This window comes from Streptomyces sp. CA-181903 (assembly GCF_050937075.1).
In the GTDB taxonomy this organism is placed as follows: domain Bacteria; phylum Actinomycetota; class Actinomycetes; order Streptomycetales; family Streptomycetaceae; genus Streptomyces.
On record NZ_JBNJLY010000001.1, the window covers coordinates 7,124,792 to 7,149,139 of the forward strand.

Annotated in this window: 16 protein-coding genes; 4 read left to right on the forward strand and 12 right to left on the reverse strand. The window is 75.1% G+C overall.

Annotation, left to right across the window (positions count from 1 at the left end; genetic code table 11):
- The first annotated feature begins 49 nt into the window (after nucleotides 1–49).
- Nucleotides 50–1,288 carry a saccharopine dehydrogenase family protein gene (locus ACQEVS_RS31590; protein ID WP_433026513.1) on the forward strand — a complete coding sequence of 413 codons (1,239 nt, stop codon included), beginning with the start codon at nucleotides 50–52 and terminating at the stop codon, nucleotides 1,286–1,288.
- 376 nt (nucleotides 1,289–1,664) lie between these two features.
- The gene (locus ACQEVS_RS31595; protein ID WP_433026516.1) at nucleotides 1,665–2,600 is read left to right on the forward strand and encodes an SMP-30/gluconolactonase/LRE family protein; all 936 of its coding nucleotides are present in this window, start codon (nucleotides 1,665–1,667) and stop codon (nucleotides 2,598–2,600) included.
- 88 nt (nucleotides 2,601–2,688) lie between these two features.
- Here the strand turns inward: ACQEVS_RS31595 and ACQEVS_RS31600 are convergent, their stop codons facing one another.
- The 4 genes from ACQEVS_RS31600 to ACQEVS_RS31615 form a co-directional block, all read right to left on the reverse strand.
- Nucleotides 2,689–3,843: a nucleotide disphospho-sugar-binding domain-containing protein gene (locus ACQEVS_RS31600; protein ID WP_433026519.1), complete on the reverse strand. Its 1,155-nt coding sequence runs from the start codon at nucleotides 3,841–3,843 to the stop codon at nucleotides 2,689–2,691.
- Between the two features lie 57 nt (nucleotides 3,844–3,900).
- Nucleotides 3,901–5,115: an FAD-dependent oxidoreductase gene (locus tag ACQEVS_RS31605; protein ID WP_433026522.1), complete on the reverse strand. Its 1,215-nt coding sequence runs from the start codon at nucleotides 5,113–5,115 to the stop codon at nucleotides 3,901–3,903.
- A gap of 65 nt (nucleotides 5,116–5,180) precedes the next feature.
- Nucleotides 5,181–6,383: a cytochrome P450 gene (locus ACQEVS_RS31610; protein WP_433026525.1), complete on the reverse strand. Its 1,203-nt coding sequence runs from the start codon at nucleotides 6,381–6,383 to the stop codon at nucleotides 5,181–5,183.
- 684 nt (nucleotides 6,384–7,067) lie between these two features.
- On the reverse strand, nucleotides 7,068–8,120 hold the full coding sequence (locus ACQEVS_RS31615) for a hypothetical protein (protein ID WP_433026528.1): 1,053 nt from the start codon (nucleotides 8,118–8,120) through the stop codon (nucleotides 7,068–7,070).
- A gap of 625 nt (nucleotides 8,121–8,745) precedes the next feature.
- Between ACQEVS_RS31615 and ACQEVS_RS31620 the strand changes: the two genes are divergently transcribed.
- Nucleotides 8,746–10,515 (forward strand): NAD(P)/FAD-dependent oxidoreductase, encoded by a 1,770-nt coding sequence (locus ACQEVS_RS31620; RefSeq protein WP_433026531.1) that lies wholly within the window; start codon nucleotides 8,746–8,748, stop codon nucleotides 10,513–10,515.
- 48 nt (nucleotides 10,516–10,563) lie between these two features.
- Here the strand turns inward: ACQEVS_RS31620 and ACQEVS_RS31625 are convergent, their stop codons facing one another.
- The 3 genes from ACQEVS_RS31625 to polX all read right to left on the reverse strand — a co-directional run bounded on the left by ACQEVS_RS31625 (nucleotide 10,564) and on the right by polX (nucleotide 14,947).
- On the reverse strand, nucleotides 10,564–11,946 hold the full coding sequence (locus tag ACQEVS_RS31625; protein WP_433026534.1) for a cytochrome P450: 1,383 nt from the start codon (nucleotides 11,944–11,946) through the stop codon (nucleotides 10,564–10,566).
- A 283-nt stretch (nucleotides 11,947–12,229) separates the two neighbouring features.
- Nucleotides 12,230–13,066, reverse strand: coding sequence for a pentapeptide repeat-containing protein (locus ACQEVS_RS31630; protein WP_433026537.1), 837 nt, complete (start codon nucleotides 13,064–13,066; stop codon nucleotides 12,230–12,232).
- Between the two features lie 150 nt (nucleotides 13,067–13,216).
- Entirely contained in the window at nucleotides 13,217–14,947 is a 1,731-nt protein-coding gene (gene polX / locus ACQEVS_RS31635; protein WP_433026540.1) for a DNA polymerase/3'-5' exonuclease PolX, read from the reverse strand.
- Nucleotides 14,948–15,041: 94 nt separating this feature from the next.
- On the opposite strand from polX, the gene ACQEVS_RS31640 reads away from it, so the two are divergent.
- Nucleotides 15,042–16,712 (forward strand): bifunctional 3'-5' exonuclease/DNA polymerase, encoded by a 1,671-nt coding sequence (locus tag ACQEVS_RS31640; RefSeq protein ID WP_433026543.1) that lies wholly within the window; start codon nucleotides 15,042–15,044, stop codon nucleotides 16,710–16,712.
- A gap of 172 nt (nucleotides 16,713–16,884) precedes the next feature.
- On the opposite strand, the gene ACQEVS_RS31645 is transcribed toward ACQEVS_RS31640, so the two are convergent.
- The 5 genes from ACQEVS_RS31645 to ACQEVS_RS31665 form a co-directional block, all read right to left on the reverse strand.
- Nucleotides 16,885–17,841: a squalene/phytoene synthase family protein gene (locus ACQEVS_RS31645; protein ID WP_433026546.1), complete on the reverse strand. Its 957-nt coding sequence runs from the start codon at nucleotides 17,839–17,841 to the stop codon at nucleotides 16,885–16,887.
- A gap of 62 nt (nucleotides 17,842–17,903) precedes the next feature.
- A complete protein-coding gene (locus tag ACQEVS_RS31650; RefSeq protein WP_433026549.1) occupies nucleotides 17,904–18,509 on the reverse strand; it encodes a TetR/AcrR family transcriptional regulator in 606 nt (201 codons plus the stop codon).
- Nucleotides 18,510–18,618: 109 nt separating this feature from the next.
- Nucleotides 18,619–19,245 carry a CBS domain-containing protein gene (locus tag ACQEVS_RS31655; protein WP_433028111.1) on the reverse strand — a complete coding sequence of 209 codons (627 nt, stop codon included), beginning with the start codon at nucleotides 19,243–19,245 and terminating at the stop codon, nucleotides 18,619–18,621.
- 281 nt (nucleotides 19,246–19,526) lie between these two features.
- Nucleotides 19,527–22,478 carry a tetratricopeptide repeat protein gene (locus tag ACQEVS_RS31660; RefSeq protein WP_433026552.1) on the reverse strand — a complete coding sequence of 984 codons (2,952 nt, stop codon included), beginning with the start codon at nucleotides 22,476–22,478 and terminating at the stop codon, nucleotides 19,527–19,529.
- Nucleotides 22,475–24,301: an HSP90 family protein gene (locus tag ACQEVS_RS31665; RefSeq protein WP_433026555.1), complete on the reverse strand. Its 1,827-nt coding sequence runs from the start codon at nucleotides 24,299–24,301 to the stop codon at nucleotides 22,475–22,477. Before ACQEVS_RS31665 ends, ACQEVS_RS31660 begins: the two co-directional genes overlap by 4 nt.
- Between the last annotated feature and the right edge of the window lie 47 nt (nucleotides 24,302–24,348).

Below are 24,348 nucleotides of genomic sequence, written 5' to 3' on the forward strand. Positions count from 1 at the left end.
GTGCGGGCGGCGAGCGGCCGCGGTGATCCGGCCCGGCGCAGGAGGTGCCATGAGCAGTGCCGAGAGCAGTGACGAAAGAAGTCCCGTGAACGGAGCCGGGAAGAGGGTGGACGGCGGCCCCCGGCGGCCCTATGACGTCGTCCTCTTCGGCGCGACCGGCTTCGTCGGCGAACTCACCGCCGCGTACCTCCTGGCCCACGCGCCACAAGGCTGCCGCCTGGCCCTGGCCGGGCGGAACCGGGCGAAGCTGGAACGGCTGCGGGAGCGGCTGGCCGACGGGTCCGGCTCCGCGCCCGCCCTGCTCACCGCCGCCGCCGACGACCCGGCCGCGCTGCGCGCCCTCGCCGAGTCCGCCCACGTCGTCGCCACCGCCGTGGGCCCGTACGTCCACCACGGCGAGGCGCTGGTCGCCGCGTGCGCGGCGGCGGGCACCGACTACCTGGACCTCACCGGCGAGGCCGAGTTCGTCGACTCCATGTACCTGCGGCACGACGCGCGGGCCCGCGAGACGGGCGCGCGGATCGTGCACAGCTGCGGCTTCGACTCGGTCCCGTACGACCTCGGCGTGTACTACACCGTCCGCCACCTGCCGGAGGGCGTACCGCTGCGCGTCGACGGCTTCGTCCGGGCCCGGGGCGCGTTCTCCGGCGGCACGCTGGCCTCCTCCCTGACCGTCGCGGGACGCGGCCGGCAGACGCTGGCCGCCGCGCGGGAGCGGCGGCGGTACGAGCCGCGGCCCGCGTCCGGCCGCCGGGTCAGGGTGCCGCTGGGCGGGCCGCGGTTCAGCCGGGAGACGGGCGCCTGGGCGCTGCCGCTGCCGACCATCGACCCCCAGGTCGTACGGCGTTCGGCCGCCGCGCTGGAGCGGTACGGGCCCGACTTCCGCTACCGGCACTACGCGGCGGTGCGGACGCTGCCGGTCGCGCTGGCCGCCCCGGTGGGGATCGCCGGCTTCGTCGCCGCCGCCCAAGTCCCGGCGTTCCGGGGCTGGGTGGCGGACCGCTACCCGGCCGGGCGGGGGCCGGACGCCGAGCGGCGGGCCCGGAGCTGGTTCCGGGTCCGGTTCGTCGGCGAGGGCGGCGGGCGCCGGGTGCTGACCGAGGTCGCGGGCGGCGACCCGGGGTACGGGGAGACCGCCGTGATGTTCGCTGAGGCGGCGCTGTGCCTCGCGCACGACGAACTCCCCGCGACCGCAGGGCAGGTGACGACCGCCGTGGCGATGGGCGACGCCCTGACGGAGCGGCTCACCGCCGCGGGGATCCGCTTCCGCGTCGCGGCGGCCGACTGAACCGCCGCGCGGCCGTGGCCGGCGGGGCCGACGGCGGCGCCGGGGTACGCGACCGTGCCGGCGCACCGGCGCCTGCTTCCGGGCGCCGCCTGCTTCTGGCTGGTGCCCGCTTCTGGCAGCCGCCCGCTTCCAGCCGGCGGCGATGCCCGGCCCGGGGAGCTGGGCGGCACCCGGCCCCGCGCACGCCCGGCACCCGGCCCCGCGCACGCCCGGCACCCGGCCCCGCACACGTCCGGCACCCGGCCCCCGGGGCGTCCGTCCCCCGACGGCGCCCGGCCCCCGACGGCGCCCGGCCCCCGGAACGCGGCCGCGTCGACGCCGCCTCCCGGCTCATGCCGTACCCCGTGAACACCCGCACGACCGGAGGGAAGACAGCATGCGCATGCGCTCGACCATGGTGGTGGCCGGCCTGCTGGCCGCGCTGACGGCCGGAGGGACCGGGGCGGCCACGGCCGCGCCCGGCACGCTCGCCGGCGCGGCCTCGCCGTCCTGCGGGCAGCGGGCCCGCGTCGAGGTGTTCCGCGAGGGCGGCGTCCCGCTGCTCGACTGGCGGGAGAACCTCGAATTCGACGGCCGGGGCACCCTCTGGGTCTCGAACCTGACCAAGCACCGGGTCGAGGGGTACGCCCCCGACGGCACCCCGCGCGGCGGCTTCCGGCTGGCCGGGCCGGGCGGCATCCGGCGCGGCCCGGACGGCATGATGTATGTCAACTACGGGGTGAACCCGCTGACTCCGCGCGGCGGAGTCGTCCGCTTCGACCCGGCCGCCGCCGAGCCGAGACCACAGCGGGTGGTGGAGGGGATATACGGCATCAACGGGCTCGCCGTCGACTCCGCCGGCAATCTCTACCTCAGCCGCGAACTGTCCACCGGGATCCTCAAGATACGCCCGGACGGCACCCGGGACGAGGCGTGGACCAAGGCGGCGTCCGTCTTCGGCAGCAACGGTCTGGACATCGTCGGGGACCAGCTCTACGTCAGCGTCCTCACCGACCCGACGTCCAGGATCGTACGCGTACCGCTCGACGACCCCGGCCGGTACACCACGGTCGCCCGGCTCACCCCCAATCCCCTGCACGACAAGTTCCTGGACGACCTGACGCACTTCCGCGGCGATCTGGTGGTGGCGGGCTTCCGCAGCGGTGAACTGATCCGCGTCGACCCGGCCACCGGCCGGTCCTGCGTCCTGGCGACCGGCCTGCGCATGCCCACCAGCGTCCGCGCCGCCCAGGGCTTCGGCGGCCTCGACCCCGAGCACCACCTGTTCGCCGTCGAGGCGTCCGGCCGCATCGTCAAGGTGACCGTGGACTGACGCGCATGGGTGCGAACCGGCGCGGACGGCCCGGAAACCAGGACGGGGACCGGAGGGCCGCCCGGACACCGGGCGGCCCCCGCCGCCGTCAGGCCCCGGCCACCAGCTCCTCCAGCCGGCCCACGACCTCCGCCGGGGCCGGCATCGACCGGATCTCCTCGCGGACCTCCGCCGCGGCCGCCCGCAGGCCCTCGTCCGCCAGCACCGACTCCAGCAGCTCCGGCCCGATCTCCTCCGGCCGTACCGCCCGGCCCACCCCGCGGTCGGCGACGAGCCGGGCGACGGCCGGCCGGCCCAGGCCCTTGAAGACCGGCATGATCTGCGGCAGGCCGTGGGCCATCGCACCGAGCGCGGTGCCCGGTCCCGCGTGGTGGACGACCGCCGAACAGCGGGCCAGCAGCGCGCTGTACGGCACCCAGTCGAAGGCGTGCACATTGTCCGGGAGCGCGCCGAACGGCTCCAGGTCGACGCGCGGCAGGACGACCACGAACTCGGCGTCCGTCTTGGGTGCCGTCGCCAGGATCCGCTCCATGACCTGCGCCGCCTCCCCGGGCACCGGCCCGCTGCCCAGCGAGACGGCGATCCGCGGCCTCTCGGGCACCCGGTTGAGGAGGTCGAACAGCGGCTTCGGCAGCGGGCCGCTGCCGTTGTAGGGCACGTACCGCAGCGGCCACGCGCCCGGCTCGGTGGGCACGACGCTCGGCGGGGTGATGTCGACGACGGCCCGGACCTCGGGGAGGTCCACCCCGTGCTCCTCGAACAGGTCGGCGTGCAGCTCGCGCATCAGCTCGGCGGACGGGTTGAGGAAGCCGAAGCCGTGCTGTACCGCGGGCACCCCCAGCCTGGCCGCCGCCACCATGCCGGGTGTCAGCAGCGGGGAGTGCACCACCACGTCCGGCCGCCACTCCTCGGCCGTCCGGATCACCGCGGCGGTCATCTCCGGCTGGAGCCGCAGCGCCGCCGCGACCGCGCCGCCGACCACCTCCAGGTAGCCGGCGCCGTCCGCCTCCTGGAGCAGCTTCCCGGCCACCTCGGGGTGGCGCTGGGCGAGCAGGCCGACCATCTTCTCCAGGGACAGGCCGGGCGCGACGTCCACGGTGCGCGCGCCCGCCTCGCCCAGGGCCAGGCCGGGACCGCAGGAGGCGACCAGGACCTCGTGACCGGCCGTCTGGAGCGCCCAGGAGAGCGCCACCAGCGGATAGGTGTGGCCGGTGCCCGGGGTGGTCGTGATCAGTACGCGCATTGCCGTGGGTTCTCCGTTCGCGAGGGGACTTGCGGCGGGTGGGACGTGTGGTGTCGCTCAGCGGAGTGCCGCGGCCGGGTGCTCGGGGCGCAGCCCGATCGCCATCGCACGGGCCGGGCCGCCCTGGAGCGGGGGCAGCCGCCGCAGGACGCGCAGCACCCGGGGGGTGGTGGACTTCCCCTGCCCGTTGATCCACGGTTCCAGGAAGCCGGTCTGCAGGGCCCGTTGGATGCGCTGGGTGACCACCGTCGGCGGCATGCGGCGGCGCTGGACCTGTTCCAGGTGCTCGGTCCCCAGCGTCCCGTCGCGCAGCGGCCGCGCCAGGATGTTCGCGGCGGCGACGGCGTCCTGGACGGCGAGGTTGATGCCGACGCCCATGATGGGCGACATGGTGTGCGCCGCGTCCCCGATGCACAGCAGCCCCGGCCGCCACCACCGTTGCAGCCGGTCGATCTGTACGTCGAGCACCTTGACGTCGTCCCAGGTGCGCACCTCGTGCACCCGGTCGGCGAGGAACGGCTTGAGCGTGGCCAGCGACTCCCGGAACGCCTCCAGGCCCTCGGCGCGCAACTGCTCGTAGCCGCCCTTGCGGACGGCGAGGGCGGCCTGCCAGTGGCCCTGCCGCTCGATGCGGACCAGCAGTTTGCCGTCGGCGGAAAGCCGGCCGACCATGCCGCCCGGGTCCTCGTCGCGCTTGGACAGCCGGAACCACAGGATGTCCATGCCCGAGCCGAACGCCCGGTGCCGCAGCCCGGACGCGGCGCGGACCGCCGAGCGCCGGCCGTCGGCGGCGACCGTGAGGTCCGCGTGCAGCTCGTGCTCCCGCCCCTGGGCGTCGCGGTAGCGGACGCCGGTGACCCGGTTGCCGGACCGCAGGATCCCGGTGACCTCGCTCTCGCGCAGCAGCCGGAAGTTGGGGAACCGGTCGGCCTCCTCCACGAGGAAGTCGAGGAAGTCCCACTGCGGCAGGAAGGTGATGTAGGGGAACTCGCCCGGCAGCCTGCGGAAGTCGGCCAGGGTGTAGGCGCCGTCGTCGGTGACGACCTGGAGGCGGTGGATCCGGTGGTGGGGGAGCTTGCGGAAGCGGTCCCCCAAACCGAGTTCGCCCATGAGGCGGTGGGTGGAGGCGTGCACCGTGTCACCCCGGAAGTCACGCAGGAAGTCGGCGTGCTTCTCCAGTACCACGGTCTCCACACCGGCCCTGGCGAGCAGCATGCCGAGCATCATTCCGGCGGGTCCCGCACCGGCGATGGCACACGTCGTACGACTCATCCCCTGCCCTTCCTCGGTCGGTCGTGTCATGCCGTCGTGCCCCGGCCCACCGGGAGACGGCCGGTTCACCATGTGACGGGCAGCGCCTCCGGCGCCCGCGCGATCAGTCCCGGTTTCCACGGGACCTGCTCCGGCGGCACGGCCAGCCGGAGGGTGGGGAACCGGCTGGTGATCCCCTCCAGCGCCACCTTGAGCTCGGCGCGGGCCAGGCTGGCGCCGAGGCAGTAGTGCTGCCCGTGGCCGAAGCCGAGGTGCGGGTTGTGCTCCCGGTCGAAGCGGATGGTGTCCGGGTCCTCGAAGACGCGCTCGTCCCGGTCTCCGGCGGCCCGCTGGAAGATCACGGTGTCGCCCTTGCGGATCGGCACCCCGCCGATCTCCACGTCCTCGGCGGCACGGCGCGGGAAACTGCCCACCGAGCGCAGCGGGATGACGCGCAGCATCTCCTCGATCGCCGGGTCCAGCAGCGACCGGTCCGCGCAGAGCCGCTCGTAGAGCTCGCGCTGGGCGAGCAGCAGGAAGGAGACGTTGGAGATCATGCTGAGGGACGTCTCGTGGCCGGCCATGAGGATGCCGATGCCCGTCCGCACCGCCTCGACCTCGGACAGCCTGCCGTCGTCCAGCGCTTCTATGAGCACGGATATGAGGTCGTCGGAACGGCTGTCCCGGCGCTGCTTGATCAGCCGGCGCAGGAACGCCTCCAGGCCGTCGCGGGCCTCGTCTATCTCCTCCTTGGTGTGCGCGGAGGTGGCCACGAAGACGTCGGAGAACCTGCGGAACTGCGCCCGGTCCTCGTACGGGACGCCGAACAGCTCGACGATCATCCGGACGGGGAGCGGGATCGCCAGCCGCTGTACGAGGTCGCCGGGCGGGCCGGCCGCCTCCATGGCGTCCAGCTCGCTGGTGACGAGGTCGCGCATGCGGTCGGCGAGCTGCGACACGATGCGCGGCCGGAAGGCGTGCGCGACGACCTTGCGGATCCGGCCGTGGTCCGGCGGGTCCATGCTGAGCAGGTTGCCCGGGCGCAGCGGCAGGGGCGTCACCCGCGCGGTGTCGGGGGCCGTCGCCGCGAACGAGCTGAAGCGGGTGTCGGCGAGGAACTGTTTGATCTCGTGGTAGCCGGTGACGAGCCAGGCGTCACCGCCGTAGGGCAGCCGCACCTTGGCGACCGGCTCGTTGCGGCACAGTTCCAGGTAGCGGGGGTGCAGGTCGAGACGGACCACCGGGCCGAAGGGGTAGGCCGGTGGCCCGGACGTGTCTGTGGCAGACATGGGCGCCACCTTCTGCGAGTCGTCCGGCGCACGGAGGATCCGTCGCACGGTGATGGAGAACCGGGCGGTCCTTGCTCGGCCGCTGGCGGCCCGCGAGGTCCGACGTCGCCCTGTGATGTTCCGGCGACCGGTGTCGAGAGGACGGGAGAGAGAGCTGAGCTGAAAGCCGAGAGCACTGAAGAGGACCGCACGGGACGGTGAACGGAACCTCTGCGGGCGAAGCCGGTCGTGACGGCGGTGGCGCCTGGCGTCCGTCGGCCCGATCCGGCCTGGGAATCCTCCCACAACGGCTCCTCGGGGAAGGCGTGTTCGACACCCGGCCCGCCGACCGGTGTGACGAACGGGGCCGGACGGGCGTGAGGGGCCAGCGAAGACCGGTGGGGCAGGGGTGTCGCGCCGGGGCGGCGGCGGACGGCGGGCGGGGCCGCCGGGACGGCGAACGGACGCGGTGCGGCGCACGCGCACCGGGACGGCCGGACGGGCGGGTGCGGTGCACCGGCGCGGCGACGGACGGGGTGCGGGGCTTCCGACATGCCGAACGCCCGCGTGACCGGACGGCGTTGAAGCCATCCGGTCACGCGGGCGCGTGGTGTCCTGGGCAGGGCGCCGGGCGGCGCCCTCGGCGGGCGGAGAAGGGCGGTGCCCGGCCGGCGAGAGGGAGGGGAGAGTCCGCCCGTGGTCGGGTCAGGCCCGCGGCCGGGACCGTCCCCCGGCCGGCTCGGCAGCCTGGCCGGCCTCCCCGGCCTGCGCCTCCCGTTCCACCTGCTCGGCGAAGCGGGCCCACACGTCGGCGCACTCCCGTGCCAGCTGGGTGATCCCGTCCGCGCAGTGCGGCGGGATGGTGGCGGCGAGCTTCGCCCACACCGTGGCGTCGAGGTCGTGCACGGCGAAGCCGCGCAGCAGGAAGCGGCCGGACTGGGAGAGCCGCAGCGCCGGGTCCTTGCGGAGCCGGTCCAGCCGGTCACGCGCGTCCCGCAGGGACGGCGCCTCGGCGATGCGGGTCTCCGGACGCGGCTCGGACCGCGGCTCACGGGCGCGTTCGACGGCGGCGCCGGAGCCCTGGGGCACCGGGTCCATGCCGAGGAGCAGGCGCTTCTTCACGTCGTGCGCGGTGCCGAGCGAGATCCCGGCGAGCCGGGCGATCTCGCGCAGACTCGCCTCGGGGCGCTGCCGTATCACCTCGACCGCGCGCAGCCGGCCGCTGGCGACGCTCGCCACGTCCGCGCGGCGGCGCTTGCCGTCCAGTCCGATCCGGGTGTTCAAGTGGGCAACGTCGACGCTTGAACGCCGTACCCGCGAGACGGTCCTGGGCGACAGGGCGGTGACGGACGCGACGTACCGGTCCGAGAGCGCCGGGCTCTCCCGGAGGATCCGGGCGGCGGCGGCCAGCCGGTCGTCATGGCTGAGCGGTTTGCCGTGGGTGATGTTCAAGCTCACCGCGGTGGCGAACACGTTCCGCTCGGGCATGTCCAGCAGGTAGGCGCTGATGGTGCGGTCGCCCCGGACGCGGGCGGCGGCGAGCCGGTGCATCCCGTCGATCACCCGCCCGGTGGGCCGGTGCACGACGATCGGCGGAAGCTCGTCCTCAAGCGCGACCAGCGTGTCGATGTACGCCCGGTCCAGGCCGTTGGTGCGCGGCGAGTCGGCGGACAGTAAGGAGTCGACCGGCACGTCGGCGCGCGTCGTCGCACTCAGGACCGGTGTCAGAAAAGGCATGGAGCCGCCATCGTCACTCATCAGATCCCCCGCGTTCCCCCGCATGACTGATGGTGCTGCGTCTTTACGCTAACCATGCGCTTCCGATCCAGGCAAGAGGTTAACGGAGGGTATAACCGGCTGCCGGGCGGAAGATCGAACTCCCTTGTCGGGCAGCAGACTTGGAAGCGGAACCGGTATAAGGGGATCCGGTCTTCTGCCGCGGTTTTCCGCCGGTGGACGCGCGGGGACGAAGGTACGCTTCCGTCGCGCCGCCGGCCGGAAACGGAAGCGCCCCACCGGCCCCGCACGGCGTCCCGCCGCTCCGGCGGCCGGCGCCGGGAGCCATCGGCGGAGTCCAACGCTCCAGCTCGGGCCGCCCGTTCAGGTCGCGCACACGCATGGACGGAGCCGCCGGCGCCGCGTACCGTCAGGGCGTCGATTCCGAGCCAGGCGCGGAACAACGGGGCGGTGCGCGGCCCGTTCGGCGATCGACGGCCTCCTACGGTCCCGCCCCCGATGCGCGCGCCCTGCCGCGCTGCCACCGGGCGGACGGCCCCCACCGGGCCCCCGAGCCGCCTTCCTCCACCCTCCGGTCCCTCGGACATTCGGCACCCACCTGTTCAGTGAGCGAACCCACCTGTTCAGCGAACGAAAGGTCAGCACCGTGCGGGAGTACTACGACGTCGTGATCATGGGTGGCGGGCCGGCCGGCTCCACCCTCGGTGCCCTGCTCGCCCAGCGCAGCGACCTGCGGACGGCGATCTTCGACAAGGAAGTGTTCCCGCGCGAGCACATCGGCGAGTCGTTCGCCCACCCCGTGGTCCCCGCGCTCCAGGAGAGCGGGGCCCTCGCCAAGGTCCTCGCCAGCCCGTGCTGGGTGAAGAAGTACGGCGGCGTGTACGCCTGGGACCCGGACCGGCCGAGCGTCGCCCTCTTCGACCGGGCGCTGTTCGAGAAGGACGGCGTGCTGCGCTGGACGATGCACGTCAACCGGGCCGAGTTCGACCACATCCTGCTGGACCACGCCGCCGACGTGGGCGTCGACGTCTTCCAGGGCACCGCCGTCACCGCCTACGAACCCGACGCGAACGGCGGGGTGGTCCGCCTCGCCGACGGAACGTCGGTCCGCGCCGGGTACTTCGTCGACGCCTCGGGACGCCAGAGCAGCGTCTCCGCCGCCCGCAACAAGCGCGGCTGGCTCTCGAACTTCAAGAACATCGCCATCTGGCAGCACTTCACCGGCGGCGGGCACACCCAGAACCTGCCCGCCGACTGGAACGTGTTCACCTCGGACAACTTCTCGCCCATCGGCTGCTTCGCCTTCCGGGACGGGTGGTGCTGGTACATCCCCGTACCGAAGATCATCGACGGCCGGCGCGTCCTCACCCACTCCGTCGGCATCGTCACCAACCCGGCCGTCCTCAAGGAGCCCGGCCGCGACTACACCGACCAGGCGACGTTCCTCGCCGCCGTGCGCGAGGTCCCGTACCTCAAGGACCTCATCACCGACGTCGTCCCGGTCGCGGACGGCATGATCACCGCCACCAACTACTCGCGCGTCGCGGAGGAGTTCGGCGACTACGACGAGCGGCACCTGCTCGTCGGCGACGCGGCCTTCTTCGTCGACCCCCTCTTCTCCTCCGGCGTCGCGGTCGCCCTCACCCAGGCCCAGGCCGCCGCGCTGCTGCTGCTGAAGACCACCGACGGCAGCCTGGCCGAGGACGACCGGCGGCAGCTCTGGCGCGACTACAACGACAAGTGGCACGGCACCGCCGAGACGTTCGCCCTGATGATCGACCAGTGGTACCACGCCATCGCCAAGAACAACCCGGACAGCGTCTACTGGAACACCCGGGGCACCGGCGCCGACCTCGGCATCCGCGAGCAGACCTTCGACGCCCTGCTCAACACGGCGTTCCAGCCCGCCCTGCTGGACGTCATGACGCACAACAGCCGCCGGGTGGAAGACCTGGACGCGGCGGGCCCCTACCTGTCCGCCACCGCCCTGGCCGAACCGGCCGGACTCACCCCCGACGCCGTCCTCACCCTGGCCCCCACCACCGCCCTCCGCGACAGCGTCACCATGCTGGTCCCGGGCTTCAAGGCCACCAACCCGCCCGCCAACGTCCAGCTCCCGCCCGCCGTCCTGGACGGCATGGCGGAGTACTGGCGCAACCCGCTGACCCACCACGCCGCGGTACCGGCGCCGCTGCGCGACACCGTGCCCTGCAAACGCATCCACTCCACCGACGACCCGCACGGCCCGTCCATCGACGCGGACGCCCGCCGGGACGGCGTGGACGAACTGTGGGAACTGCTGAGCGCCGGCCCGGTGAAGTACGGCGAGATCGCCGGGCGCCTCACGCCCGCGCAGATCCGGCTGGTGAAGCGGATGTGCGTGGGCGGCTTCCTCACCGTCGCCCCCGCCGCCTGACGGGCGGCCGCCCCTCCCGCGTCCGGTCGCCGCCCGGCCCGCACCGGCTCAGCCGCCCCTGACCCGCGCCGCCGTGATCATCGGCAGCCGGTGCGGGCTCAGGACGAGGCGGGGCGCCGGGCGGACCCGGCGGCCGTCGGCCGGGCGCAGCTCCCAGTCCGCGACGACGGTCGCCAGCGCCAGGGCCGCCTCGGTGAGGGCGAAGACGTCGCCGATGCACTTGCGGGGCCCGCTGCCGAACGGCAGGAACGCCGTGCGCGGGGGAGCGGGGGCGCCCGGCGCGGCGAGCCAGCGGTCCGGGTCGAAGCGCTCGGGGTCGGGGAACAGGTCCGGCCGCCGGTGGAGGAGGTAGGCGCTGTAGATCACGGTCGTACCGGAGGGAAGGACGTGCCCGCCGATGCTGGTGTCGCCGGTGGTGGTACGGGTGAGCAGCCAGGCCGGCGGGTACAGCCGCAGCGCCTCGTTGACCACCGCCGCCGTGAGCCGCAGGTCCGGCAGGTGGGCGAGGGTCGCGGCGGGGGCGGTGCCCAGCACCGCGTCCACCTCCGCGCGGAGCCGGCGGGCCACCTCGGGGTGGCCGCCCAGCAGGTGCAGGGACCAGGCCAGGGCGCTGCCGCTGGTCTCGGTGCCGGCGGCGAAGAAGGTGACGAGCTGGTCGGTGATCTCGGACTCGGACAGCGCCCGGCCGTCCGGCCCGTCCCGGCCGGCGGCCAGCAGCAGGGACAGCAGGTCGTCGTCGCCGTCCGGGCCGGTACGACCGCCGGAGGCCCCGTCCGAGGCGCCGGGGTGACCGGCGACCACCCGCCCGATCGCCGCCCGCAGCCGGGAACGCGCCCGCTCATAGCGGCGGTTGCCCGGCATCGGCAGCCGGTCGGCCGCCCGGACGAGGGCACGCCGCGGGATGCCCGCCACCACGGTGGTGAAGTCGTCCAGGAGCGGCGCGAGCCGCGCGTCGTCCGCCTCCGCGCCGAACATCGCCGAAACGGTGATCCGCGCGCTGAGCGCGAGCATCTCGTCGGCGGCGTCGATCGTCCCGCCGTCGCGCCACGCCCCGGTCGTCACCCGCGCCTGCCGGGACATCACCTCGGCGTACGCCGCCATCCGGGCGGAGTGGAACGCCGGTTGCAGCAGCCGCCGCTGCGCGCGGTGGTCCCGGTGCGGGCAGCTCGCCAGCCCGTTCCCGGTCACCTCCCGGATCCGTTCGTAGAGCGGGCCGCCCTTGTCGAAGGTTTGGTCGTCCCGCAGCACCCGGCGGGTCAGTTCGGGATCGCAGACCACCACCGCCCGGAGCGGACCGACCCGGACCTGGACCAGGTCGCCGCGGCCGGGCAGCGCGTCGAGGAAGGCGAGGGGGTCGCGGACGAGGGGCAGGGCGTGGCCGAGGAGCGGCAGCGCCCCCGGGGCGACACCGTAAGTGCAGCGAGCGTTCACGAGCGCTCCGAGGGTTCGTACCGACGTGGGCGGCGGTCCGGCGCGGTGGCGTGACGGCCGGAGCGGCCGTCGGGCACGGGCTGAACCCCGCGTTCCGGGCCGCCGAGGTTCCCCGTGCCCGGGGCGGACCGCCACAATCCCCGGCGTTCGGGGAGCACGGGGGTGAAAGGCGGACGAACGCCCGTGAAGGGCTCCCTGCCGCGCGCCTGGGCTCGGCCGGTGACCGGCGCCGGAGCACAGGGGGCGGCGCGCGGCCGCCCCTCCGCGCCGTGCGCGCGGCGTGCTAACGCTCCCAGTGCTCCGGCCGGTCCAGCCCCTCGGGCAGCCGGGTCCGCGCGTCGCCCTTGGCCGCGTTCACCTGGAGCTGGGTGAGGAAGAAGGCGCCCGTCAGATCCGCCCCCGCGAGGTTCGCGTCGCGCAAATCGGCGCCGATCAGATCGGCCGAGCGGAGGTCGGCCCCCGAGAGGTCGGCGGCGATCAGGTACGCGCCGCGCAGGTTCGCCGCCCGCAGGTCCGCGCCCCGGAGGCGGGCGCCCATCAGATCGGCACCGCGCCGGTTCTTCCCCTTGCCGCTCCCCTCCCGGCCGCGCACCAGCTCGCTCGCGCGCAGCAGCAGGACGTTCACCTCCTGCCGGAGCGCGGGGACGTCCAGCCCGAGGAGCACCCCGGCGTGCGACCGGGTCAGCGCCTCGACCTCGCCGAGCATCCGGCGGGCGTCACGGTGGACCGGCCGGGCCTTCGGCAGCGCCAGTACCTCGGCCAGGTACCGCAGCAGCTCGTGCAACTGCCGCATCACCGGGAACACGTCGAACATCGCCTTGGCCGTCTCCGGCGCCTCCCGCCAGCTGGTCCCGCCGAAGGTGACCCGCGAGACCTTCTGCCCGGCGCCGAAGCAGTCGTACACCGTGCACCCGGAGAAACCTTTCTCCCTGAGCGTGGTGTGCGTGCCGCAGCGGAAGTCCTCCCGCAGGTTCGGGCACGGCTTCCCGGCCTCTTTGTCCATCGCGAAGTCGGCCGACACCGCGAACGGCAGAGCCACGCAGCAGAGCGCGAAACAGCTGCCGCAGTCGGCCCGCAGGTCCAGGGGGTCGATGTCGGGGACGTCGCGTATGTCGGGCACGGTGCGCGCGGTTCCTCTGGGCGTGGCCACGGCGGAGCGGCGACTCCTGCCGGGCGGGGGCGGGGTTCCGGGCCGGACCGGCGGGCACGGCGCGGGATGACCCGCCCAGTCTAGGCCGCCCCGCGGCCCGGGCCGCCGTCCCGGCCCTGGTCAGCCGCGCCGCCGCCCCTCGTCCAGGAAACGCCTCAGCTTCTGCGGCGGCCATGTGTTGACGACGTCGTCGGCGGTGAGCCAGCCGCGCCGGGCCGTCCCGACCCCGAACCGCAGGTACGGCAGGTGCGTCACCGAGTGCGCGTCCGTGTTCACCGCGAACTTCACGCCGTGCCGGCGCGCCCGCAGGATGTCCTCGTCGCAGAGGTCCAGCCGCTCCGGATGAGAGTTGATCTCCAGGGCGGTGCCGGTGCGGGCACAGGCCCTGAAGACCTCGTCGAAGTCCGCGTCGATGCCCGACCGCTTGCCGATCCGCCGGGTGGTGGGGTGGCCGAGGACGGAGACGTGGGGGTTCTCGCAGGCCCGGACCAGCCGGCGGGTCAGTTCCTCGCGGGTCTGGTGGAAGTGGGAGTGCACGGACGCCACGCACAGGTCGAAGCCGGCGAGGAAGTCGTCCGGCCAGTCCAGCTCGCCGTCCGGACCGATGTTCAGCTCGGTGCCGTGCAGGAGGCGCATCTTCCGGTGCTTCCCGTCCAGCGCCCGCACCCGCTCCCGCTGGGCCAGGATCTTCTCGTCCGTCATCCGCTGCATGTACAGGTTCGGGGCGTGATCGGTGACGGCGTAGTACGCGTAGCCGCGCTCCGCCGCCGCGGCCACCATGTCCTCCAGGGACGAGACGCCGTCCGTGAGGTCGGTGTGGGTGTGGAGGTCGCCGCGCACGTCGTCCTCGGTGATCAGGTCCGGGAGGTCGCCCCGCAGCGCGGCGGCGATCTCGCCGCGGTCCTCGCGCAGGGCCGGCGGGATCCACGGCAGCCCGAGCCGGGCGTAGACCTCCTCCTCCGTGCGCGAGGCGACCTTCCGGCCGGTCCTGACGCGGAACAGGCCGTACTCGGAGAGCTTCAGCTCCTTGCGGACGGCGATCTCGCGGATCCGGATGTTGTGCGCCTTGGAGCCGGTGAAGTAGAGCAGGCCCGCGCCCCACGCGTCCGGCGGCAGGACGCGGAGGTCCACCTGAAGCCCCGTCGACGTGCGGATCGAGGTCTTCTTCCGGCCGCCGGCGATGACCTCCGCGGTGTCCGGGAGGGCGCGGAACGCCTCCATGAACGGCTCTGGGTCGTCGGCCGCGACCAGGACGTCGATGTCGCCGATGGTCTCCCGCATGCGCCGCAGCGACCCCGCGTACGCGCAGTCGGCGCAGCCGGGGACGCGCGACAGCTCGGCGACGACCTTCTCCGCCGCCTCCAGGGCCGCCGAGAGCAGGATCCGCCCGCCGGCCTTCTGCATGAGTTCGATGCCGTGCAGGATGTTCCGCTCGGTCTTCTCCCCGAACCCCTTGAGGTCGCGCAGCCGTTCCGCGCGGACGGCGTCGAGCAGTTCCGCGACGGAGGAGACGCGGAGCTCCTCGTAGAGGGCGAGCGCCTTCTTGGGCCCGAGGGTGGGGATGGTGAGCAGCTCCCGCACCCCCGCCGGGACGGACGCGCGGGTCTCCTCGAAGGCCGCGACCCGCCCGGTCCTCAGATACTCCACGACCTTCTCGGCGATCGACTTCCCGACGTTGGGGATGTCGCGCAGCGCCTTGACGTCCATGCCCGAGACGTCGTCCGGGAACCCGCCGACCGCGCGGGCCGCCTTCTCGTAGGCGCGCGCCTTGAACGCGTCGCCGCCGGTGATGGCGACGAGGTCGGCGTACTCCTGGAGCAGCGCCTCGACCTCTTCGTTGGGCCGGGCCATGGGTTCAGCGTGCCACCGGGCCGCGCCGCCCGCACGTCTCGGCGGCGCGGCCCGGCCGGGGCCCGTTGTCAGACCCCGGTGCGACACTGCGAACGTGAGATGGGCACTGGTGGGCGCCGCGGGCGCGGGGGACGAGAGCGTACGGCTGTGCCCGGTCGACGTCGACGGACGGGCGGCCGGGCCCGCCGTCGTGGAGCGCAGCCTGGCCGACGCCGTCCGGGCCCGGCCGGACGCGACGCGGTGGATCTGGCGGTCGACGGCGGAGCTGTACGGGCGGGCGGCTGCGGCCGGGGTGCGCGTCGAGCGGTGCTACGACGTGGAGGCGGCGGAGGCGCTGCTCATGGGGTACGCGGAGGGCCAGTCCGGGCAGCCGCGGTCGCTGGCCGCCGCGTGGGCGCGGCTGCGCGGGCTGCCCGTCCCCGCCGACCCGCCCGCCCGCGCGCCGGACGGCCAGCCGTCGCTGTTCGAGCCGGGCCCGGTCCCGCTGCCGCCGGGCACCGATCCGCTGGACGCCCTCCTCGCCGTCCACGCGGACCAGCAGGCCCGGGTGAAGGACACCGAACACCCCGGGCGGACGCGGCTGCTGATCGCGGCCGAGTCGGCGGGCACCCTCGTCGCCGCCGAGATGTCCCGCGCGGGGGTGCCCTGGCGCGCCGACGTCCACCGGGCGCTGCTGACGGAGCTGCTGGGGGAGCGGTACCCGGGCGGGCAGGAGACCCGGCGGCTGGCCGAGCTCGCGGACGAGGTGTCGCGCGCGTTCGGCGGCGTCCGGGTCCGGCCCGACCTGCCCGCCGACATCGTCCGCGCCTTCGCCCGCGAGGGCGTCGCCCTCTCCTCGACCCGCGCCTGGGAGCTGCGCGGCATCGACCACCCGGCCGTCAGGCCGCTGCTGGAGTACAAGAAGCTCTACCGGCTGCACACCGCGCACGGCTGGCAGTGGCTCCAGACGTGGGTCCGCGACGGCCGGTTCCGCCCCGAGTACGTGCCGGGCGGCACGGTGACCGGCCGGTGGACGACCAACGGGGGCGGCGCCCTGCAGATCCCCAAGGTGATCCGGCGGGCCGTGGTCGCCGACCCCGGCCGGCGCCTCGTCGTCGCCGACGCCGACCAGATCGAACCCCGGGTGCTGGCCGCCGTCTCCCGCGACCCCGGGCTGATGGAGGTCGCGGGAACCGGCCGCGACCTCTACGCCGACCTGGCCGAGCGGGCGTTCTCCGGCGACCGGGACCGGGCCAAGCTCGCCATGCTGGGCGCCGTCTACGGGCAGACCTCGGGGGACGGCCTCAAACACCTGGCGGACCTGCGCCGCCGCTTCCCCCGGGCCGTGGCCCACGTCGACGACGCGGCACGGGCGGGGGAGGACGGACGGCTGGTGCGGACGTGGCTCGGGCGCACCTGCCCGCCCGCCTCGACCGCCGTGCCCGACGAGCCGGGCCTGCCGCAGGACGAGCCGGCCGGGTCCTCCGGCGCGGCGCGCGCCCGCGGCCGGTTCACGCGGAACTTCGTCGTCCAGGGCAGCGCGGCCGACTGGGCCCTGATCGTGCTCGCCCTGGTCCGGCAGGCACTGGCCGGGTTCCGGGCCGAGCTGGTCTTCTTCCAGCACGACGAGCTGATCGTGCACTGCCCGGAGGAGGAGGCCGCGGGGGTGGCGGACGTCATCCGGTGGGCCGGGGACGAGGCGGGGCGCCTCGCGTTCGGGGAGACGCCCACCCGCTTCCCGTTCACGGTCGCCGTGGCGGAGTGCTATGCGGACGCCAAGGACTGACGGGGGCCGGCGGGGGTGGCAGGGGCTGACGGGCGGGCGCCGGCTCGGGGCTCGCGGCCCGGGTGTCGTCGGCTGGGGTTCGCGGTTCCGGACTGCGCCGTCCGTGTGCGCGGCTCCCGCCCCCCGGCCGGATCCCCGCCGCCCCCGGGCAGTCCCCGCCCCCCGGGGGCGGTCAGCGCCCCCTGCGGCGGTATTCGCGCAGCAGCACCGCCGACGCGCCCGGCAGCGGCGGCCGGACGGGCCGGCGCAGCACCGCCGGCCCGGCGGCCAGGGCGGCGTCGGCGGTCAGCGTCTCCAGGGCGATCACCGCCCGGGTGAAGGCGCGGTGCCCGGGCGGGGTGAAGGCCACCAGCCGCCGGGCCGCGAGCAGGTCGCGGCGGGCCTGGAGGAGCTGGTCGCGCAGCAGGTCGCGGACGCCGGGCGCGTCCCGGCCGCGTGCCAGCGCGGCCCGGGTGACGCCGTACCGCGCCAGCGCCTCCTCGGAGAGGCCGAGCCGGCCGTCCCGCAGGTCCTCGGACAGGTCGTTGACGAAGTCGAGGCGCTGGCTGCCGTCGATGTAGGCGCGGCAGACCTCGCCGGAGGCGTCCGCGTCGGCCTCCGGCGCGAGCAGCAGCCCGGCGATCGTCATGAACGCGGGGAGCGCGTAGACGTCGACGTACTTCTGGTAGTCGGCCTCGGTGGCGAACCCGGTGGTGTCCCGCTCCAGGGGCGCGCCGGCGAGGAAGTCCTCGACGTGGCCGCGCAGTCGGGGATGCGCGGCGACCGTGCGCAGCAGCGGCGCGAGGACGGGGTGGCCGTCCGCGGCCTTCTCCCCGGCCAGCCCGGCCCGGACCCGGGCCTCCCAGTCGGGCCAGGCGCCGGCCGCGCGGGGCCCCGGTCGAGGAGGTTGTCGGTGTGGTGCATGAACGCCGTGGTGGCGATGGCGTGCGGGACGAGCGCGGGCGGCAGCAGCAGCCGTACCGCCAAGTAGGCGTGTCTGCGGTAGCCGGCGACCACGGCGCGCTGCCGAGTGTAGGCGGCGCGCAGCCGGGGGTCGTCGATGTCGGCGGCGGTCAGCGCCCGCTCCCACGAGCGGCCGCCGGGGGCCCACGCCTGCATGCCTGTCCGTCTCCCTGTACGTGGTGACCACCGGCCGGATGGGGTGATCGTCGTGACCGTCCGGGCGAGCCTACCGGCCCGGCCGGGACCGCCTCACCGGTAGCAGGCGATCAGCCGGGCCAGGTGGCGGCCGGCCGTGTGCAGGGGTTCCTCGCTGCGCGACACCTGGGCGGCCAGCTCCGCGCCCTCCAGGGTGCTGATCACCGTGTGCGCGAGGTCGCGGGCGTCGTCCTCGGGAAGTCCCGCGGCGGTCAGCTTGGCGTGGACGAGCCCGCGCCAGCGGGCGAACGCCTCGGCGGCCGCCCGCTGGATGTCGGGGGCGCGGCCCACCGTGCCCAGCGCGGTGGCGGTGACCGGGCAGCCGTCCGTCCAGTCGGACGCGCGCAGGATCTCCGCGAGCGTGCCGGTGCAGGCGACGAGCGCGTCGCCCGGGTCCTCCGCGCTCTCCAGCGCGCCGCGCAGGATGTCGGCGAACTCCTCGTCGCCGTGGCGGATCGCCGCGACCGCCAACTCCTGCTTGCCGCCCGGGAAGAAGTGGTAGAGGGAGCCGAGCGTGGCCTCCGCCTCCTGGGAGATCTGTTTGATCCCGGTGCCGTCGTACCCCTGGCGCTGCATCAGCCGGGAGGCCGCGCGGACGATCCGTTCGCGGGTGTCGAGGACGGCGCCCGCACCGGCGCTCTTCCCTGTGGTCGTCTTCATCCTCGCAGCCTACCTGGGTAGAGCGTTCGCCCTAGCGGACGGAGCGATCCCCGGGAGGCGTGCCGCGGCGATCGCCCGCCGACCCCCGTCCCGGCCCGCCGGCCCGCTCCTACGCGGGCCCCACGGTCAGGTGGTGGTCGACGCTCACCACACCGTCCACGCTGCCGCACAGCCGGACGAGGACCGGGACCAGGCCCTCGTCCCGTACCGAACCGCTCAGCCGCACCTGCCCGTTGGTCACCTCGACGCCGATGCCGGACGGCGGCTCGTGCAGGGTGCGGACCAGCACGTCCTCGATGATCTCCTGCCGGATGGCGCGGTCGTCGCGCAGGAAGACCCGCAGCAGGTCGCTCCGGCTCACCAGGCCCACCAGCCGGCCCTCGGCGTCCACCACCGGCAGCCGCTTGACGTGCCGTTCCTCCATCGTCCGGGCCGCCTCCACGACGCTCCAGTCCGGGCGGGCGCACACCGCCGGACTGGTCATCAGGCCCTCGGCCGTCGTCGCCTCGTGCTTGGCGCGCACCGCCGCCGGGAGCGACGGGTCCACCCGCCGGGCCGCCTTCGCCAGCAGGTCGGCCTCCGAGACCACTCCCACCGGGCGGTCCTCCGCGTCCACCACCGGAACCGCCGTGATGTCGTGCTCGTGCAGCACGTGCACGATCTCCGTGAACAGAGTGCCGCGCTGCACCCGTACCACCGAGTGCGTCATCAGATCGCCGACGGTTCTGTGCTGCAACATGTCCCAGTCCCTTTCCGGTACGCACCCGGCGGCGGCCGGGCGCGCGGCCGGGTCGACCGCCGGGAACGCCTCCAGCCTCGCACACGCGCCGGAGCACCGGAGCGGCACCTCCCGCCGTCACACCGGCGGGTGAGTACGGGGTCCGACGGTGACCCGCCACCGGGCCGGTCCGGGCTTCCGGGCGCGGGCCGCGTCCGGGGGGCGGGCGGGGAGGGGATCGCCCCCGGCCCCGCCCTTCCACCCCCGTTCCCGGGGCTCGCCCCGGACCCGGGCCCTCCTCAGCCGCCGGACGGGCTCTCGCGGGTCGCGTACGCGAGGATGTTCTCCGCCTCGGCCCGCCGCGCCGGGGCCACGCCCTCCGACGCGTCGCCGTACTCCGCGAGCACCGCCCGCGCCCGGACGGCGGCGGCCGCGTCCCGGCCCAGGTCGAGCTCCAGCCAGGCGGCCGCCAGTTCGGCGGCCGTCCGCGGATCGCGCAGCGCGGGACCGGATTCCGTGTAGACGGCCACCGCCCGCTCGAGGTGCGTCAGCCCCTCCTCGTACGCCTCCCGGGCCGCGTCCCCCTCGTCCCCGTCCTCGTCGTCCCCCGGCGCGCCCTCGCAGCAGCGGACGATCAGCTCGCCGGTCTGCCGGTGGGTGCCCGCGAGCTCGCCGCGCAGCAACTGCCGCGCCTCGTCGTCCCCGGCCGCCGCCAGCGCGGCCACGCACTCGCGCCCGGCCTCGGCCATCAGCTCGCGGGCGCGGGCCGGACCGTCGTCCTCCCGGCGCGCGGCGAGCCACGCGCGGGCGCGCAGCACCCGCACGTACGCCTCCGGCCGGTCCAGGTCGCGCCACAGCGCCTCGGCCCGCCGGTAGGCCCGCTCGGCCTCGTCGTCCCGGCCCGCGCGGTCCAGGCAGTCGGCGGCCATGTTGGCGAGGACGGCGTGGTCCCACTGCTCCTCCCAGTGCTGGGCGACCGAGGCGGCGCGCAGGAACTGTCCGGCCGCCTCGCGGTGGTCGCCCAGCGCGGCCAGGCACTCGCCGAGCCACCAGCGCGCCTGCACCACCTGGCCCTCGCCGTGGCCCTCTTCGAGGTCCGGGAGCGCCGTCTCCAGGACGGCCGCGGCCTCGTCCGCGCGGCCCAGCCGGTGCAGCGCGCCGCCGAGGGTGAGCCGGGCCCAGGCGCCGAGGGTCGCGCTCTCGCCCGCCTGGTCCGCCCGGTGCGCCGCCTCCAGGGCGTGTTCCACCGCCGGCTCGTGGCGGCCGGTGGCGGTGAGGGCCTCGGACAGCAGGACGTGCACCTGCGCCGCATGCGCCTCCTCCATCGTCCCGGCGCCGTGCTCCAGAGCGGAACGCGCCGCCCCGACCGCCGTCTCCGGATCACCGCAGGCCATCGCGGCCCGGGCCAGGCCGACCCGCGCCTCCGGCGCGTACCAGGTCAGGCCGGCCTCGTCCGTCAGCTCCACCGCGCGGCCGAACCAGCCGGCCGCCCGGGCCGGATCGCCCGCCCCCAGGGCCAGTTCGCCCCGCAGGTGGAGGACGTCGGCCAGCCGGCCGGACACCATCCGGCCCGCCGCGCGGTGCTCCTCGCCGAAAGCGGCCGCCTCGTCGAGCGCGGCCTCCAGGGCGGCCACGGCCTCGCCGGCGTCCTCCGGGCCGCCGTCGAGGCCGTCGCGGAGGACGCGGCACCGGTAGAGCAGGGCCGTGACCACCGAACGGGGCTCCGCCCGGCCCCCCGCGTGCAGCCCGCGCAGCAGCGCGCACTCGGCGTCGACCGCCGCCACGGCCTCCGCCGCGCGCCCGGCGAACGACAGCGCCAGCGCCGCCCGCGCCCGGGCGAGGGCGGCCTGGGCGGGGTGCCCGGCGTCCTCGTACAGCAGGGCGGCCGAGCGGAAGCCCTCGACGCACTTCTCCGGCTCCGCGACCGGCTCCATCGCCTCGTGGTCGGCGAGTTCGGCGCGGCCGAGCGGGTCGAGCTCGTCCTCGCGGCCGTGCGCGGCCCGCGCGAACGCCTCCCACGCGGCCCGGACGCCGGGCGCCGGGTCCTCCGTCAGCCGGCGGGCCGTGGCCAGCAGCTCCCGGACGTCCTCCGGGGACGCCGGGACCGGCGGCGCGGCGGGCGCGGGCCGGGGGACGGTCAGCCGCTCGGCCCGTACGCCCAGCGGCAGCCGCCCGGCCAGCGGCGCGGCGTCCATCCGCGCGCGGACGCGGTCGCCGGCGACCGTACTGCCGTTGCGCCGGTCGAACCGGCCGGCCAGCTCAAGGGCCTCCGCGCGGGCGTGCGCGGACAGCTCGGCGGCCGTCCACTCCCGCCCGGCCGGGCCGGGCACCCGCCGCTCGCCGAGACCCGACTCCGTCAGCCGGCGGGCGAGCAGCGCGACGGGCGCGAGGAAGTCGAGCAGGGACAGCGGGTCCCCGGAGGGGGCGAAGTGGCCCGTGTGCTCGGCGAGGATCTCCAGGGCCCGCGCCTCGTTGCCGGTGAGCGCGCAGAACTCGATGTGGTCGCCGACGGTGGCCCGCATCGACTCCATGTCCCGGATCATCCGGTAGCCGCGCAGGTGGTGGGCGCGGGCCTCGTCGGTCCGGCCCAGCCGCACCAGCGGAAGCAGCGAGGCGGCGAGGACCACGTGCGGCTCGTGCGCGCACGTGTGCTCGCCGGTCAGGACCGGGCGCCAGGTCTCCAGGGCCTCCTCCGGCCGTCCCAGCCGGTTCAGCCAGTCGCCCTGAACGTGGAGTTCGCAGGCGTGGCAGTCGCTCATCCGGTCCCGGTCGGCGGCGAGCCAGGCGGCGAAGGCCCGTTCGGCCCGCGCGGTGTCACCGGTCTCCCACGCGATGCGGAACTCGCTCTGCCGGACGGCCCGTTCGCTGTGGCCCGCGACCCGGTAGCGGTGCTCCATCTCCGCGTGCCACTTCTCCACCGACGCCAGCGGGATGTCCGGCTGGTCCAGCATCCCGCCGGCCACCCACTTGAACATCCAGTGCAGCCGGTGCTCGGCGTACTGGTCGAAGTCCTCCGGTCGCTCGTCCCACATGCGCAGCACGCGGGCGAAGGGGACGAACATCTTCTCGGACTCGGAGCTGAAGTTGTAGGCGGACAGCACGTTGAACAGGGTGTCGAGCAGCAGCCCGGTGTCGCCGGCCTGCCCGGCCTCGTCCACCAGCCGCTCGGCGACGGCGTTGCGCGCCGGGCCCTCCGGCTCGTTCATGTTGTCCTGGAGCGCCTGGCGGAGGGCGGAGACGGTGCGGTTCACCGGCCCTCCTCCGACTGCTCGGACGGCGCGGTGGGGTGGGCCGCCCACTCCAGGAGGCCCAGGAAGGCACGGTTCAGCAGCGCCGAGTCGGCCGGCCGCAGCGGGCGCTGGGCCATCAGCAGGGCCTGGCCGTAGAGCGCCTCGGCGGCGGTGCCCGCCAGGTCGCGGTCGCGGTCGGCGAGCGCGCCGACGCGCCGGACCAGGGGGCTGAGGTGGTTGAGGACGAGCCGGGCGCGCGGGGCCTCGTCCCGCAGCGACCCCAGGATGGACGACCACAGGTCGTCGGCCTTCGACTCCTCCTCGGCACGCGCCCGTTCGTGCCGGGCCGCGCGGTCGTCCAGGTGCAGCGCGGGCACGGTGACCGGCAGGAAGGACCGGAGCACCACGTCGCACCCGAGCGCGTCCAGCCGCGCCCGCGCCGCCGCCAGGAAGTCGGCCAGCGCCAGCTCGTCGCCCGGCTCCACGTGGTCCAGGTGCGCGGTGACCGTCTCCGCGTCCAGCTCGGCGACCGTGGTGCCCGGACGCACCCGCGGCAGCATCTCCACCAGCTCGCCGTCGAAGGTGTAGCCGCCGTTGACCACACCGACGCCCTGGGCCGCGGCGATCGGCGCGACCTGCCGGAACTCCTCGACGGTACGCGTGAAATGGACCGTCCGGTGCCGCTGCGCGAACTCCTCCAGCGACAACTGCCCGTCACTGGTCTCGAACGGCAGCCACGGCAGCATCGTGCGCAACATGTCCGCGTCGTGCCGCGCCAGCGACTTGACGCCCACGTGATGGACGGACAGGAACTGCCGCAGCCGCTCCTGGTCGCCCGCCGCCAGCTCGGCGAGCCAGTCGCGGATCCGCTCCCCGAGGGCCTCCCGGACCGCCGCCAGCCGGTCGTCGTCGTACAGGCTCTCGCGCGACGCGGTGGGCCGCAGGCTGTCGGTGTCCACGACGCAGCGGACGAAGAACGCCCACTCCGGCAGGAGTTCGTCGGCGCGGTCGGTGAGCAGCATGCCCTTCAGGTGCACGCGGTGCCCGCCGCGCCGCCCCGGGCTGACCGCCTGCGGCAGCACGTACGCGACACCGCGCACCCCGGCCACCGGCACGTCGAGGTCGATGGCGTCCAACGGCGAGAAGCCGAACAGCTCGTGGCAGTGCCGGGCGAGCGCCGCCCGCCGGGCGGACGGGCTCGGGTGCGCCCGCTCCCAGACGGGCGGCCGGTCGGTCACCGGGGTGTCGCCCACCCGCACGTCGTGGGGGAGGAGCGAACCGAAGTCCCGGGCGAGGGCGAGCACCCGCTCCTCGGCGAGCCAGTCCTCCGAACCGCGGCGCGCGGCCAGGTACACCGTCGTGCCCGGCTCGGGGCGCGCGTCGTCGGCGAGCGTACGGACGGTGTACGAACCGTCGTCGCGCGCCGTCCACTCGACGGGCGGCGCGCCGGGCGTCCGGGCGGAACGGCTGACGACCCGGATCTCCTCGGCGACGACGAAACAGGCGAGCAGCCCGATGCCGAACTGGCCGAGGAATTCCGAGCGCGCCGACTCCAGTCCGTCGCGCTTGGAGCTGCGGCCTATGGTGGCCAGCAGATCGTGGACGTCGGCCTCCGTCAGGCCGATGCCGCTGTCCTCCACCCGCAGCCGGCCCCCGTCGGCGAACAGGCGCACCGTGGCGGGCGCCGTCGGCTCCTCCGCGCGGCGCGCCGTGATGGCGTCCACGGCGTTCTGCAGCAGTTCGCGGAGGTACACCTTGGGGCTGGAGTACAGGTGGTGGGACAGCAGGTCCACCAGGCCGCGCAGGTCGACCTGGAAAGTGTGCGGTATCTGGTCGTCAGTCATCGTCGCAGCAGCGTACTGGGTGGGTCGGACACCCGGCCGGGCATTAT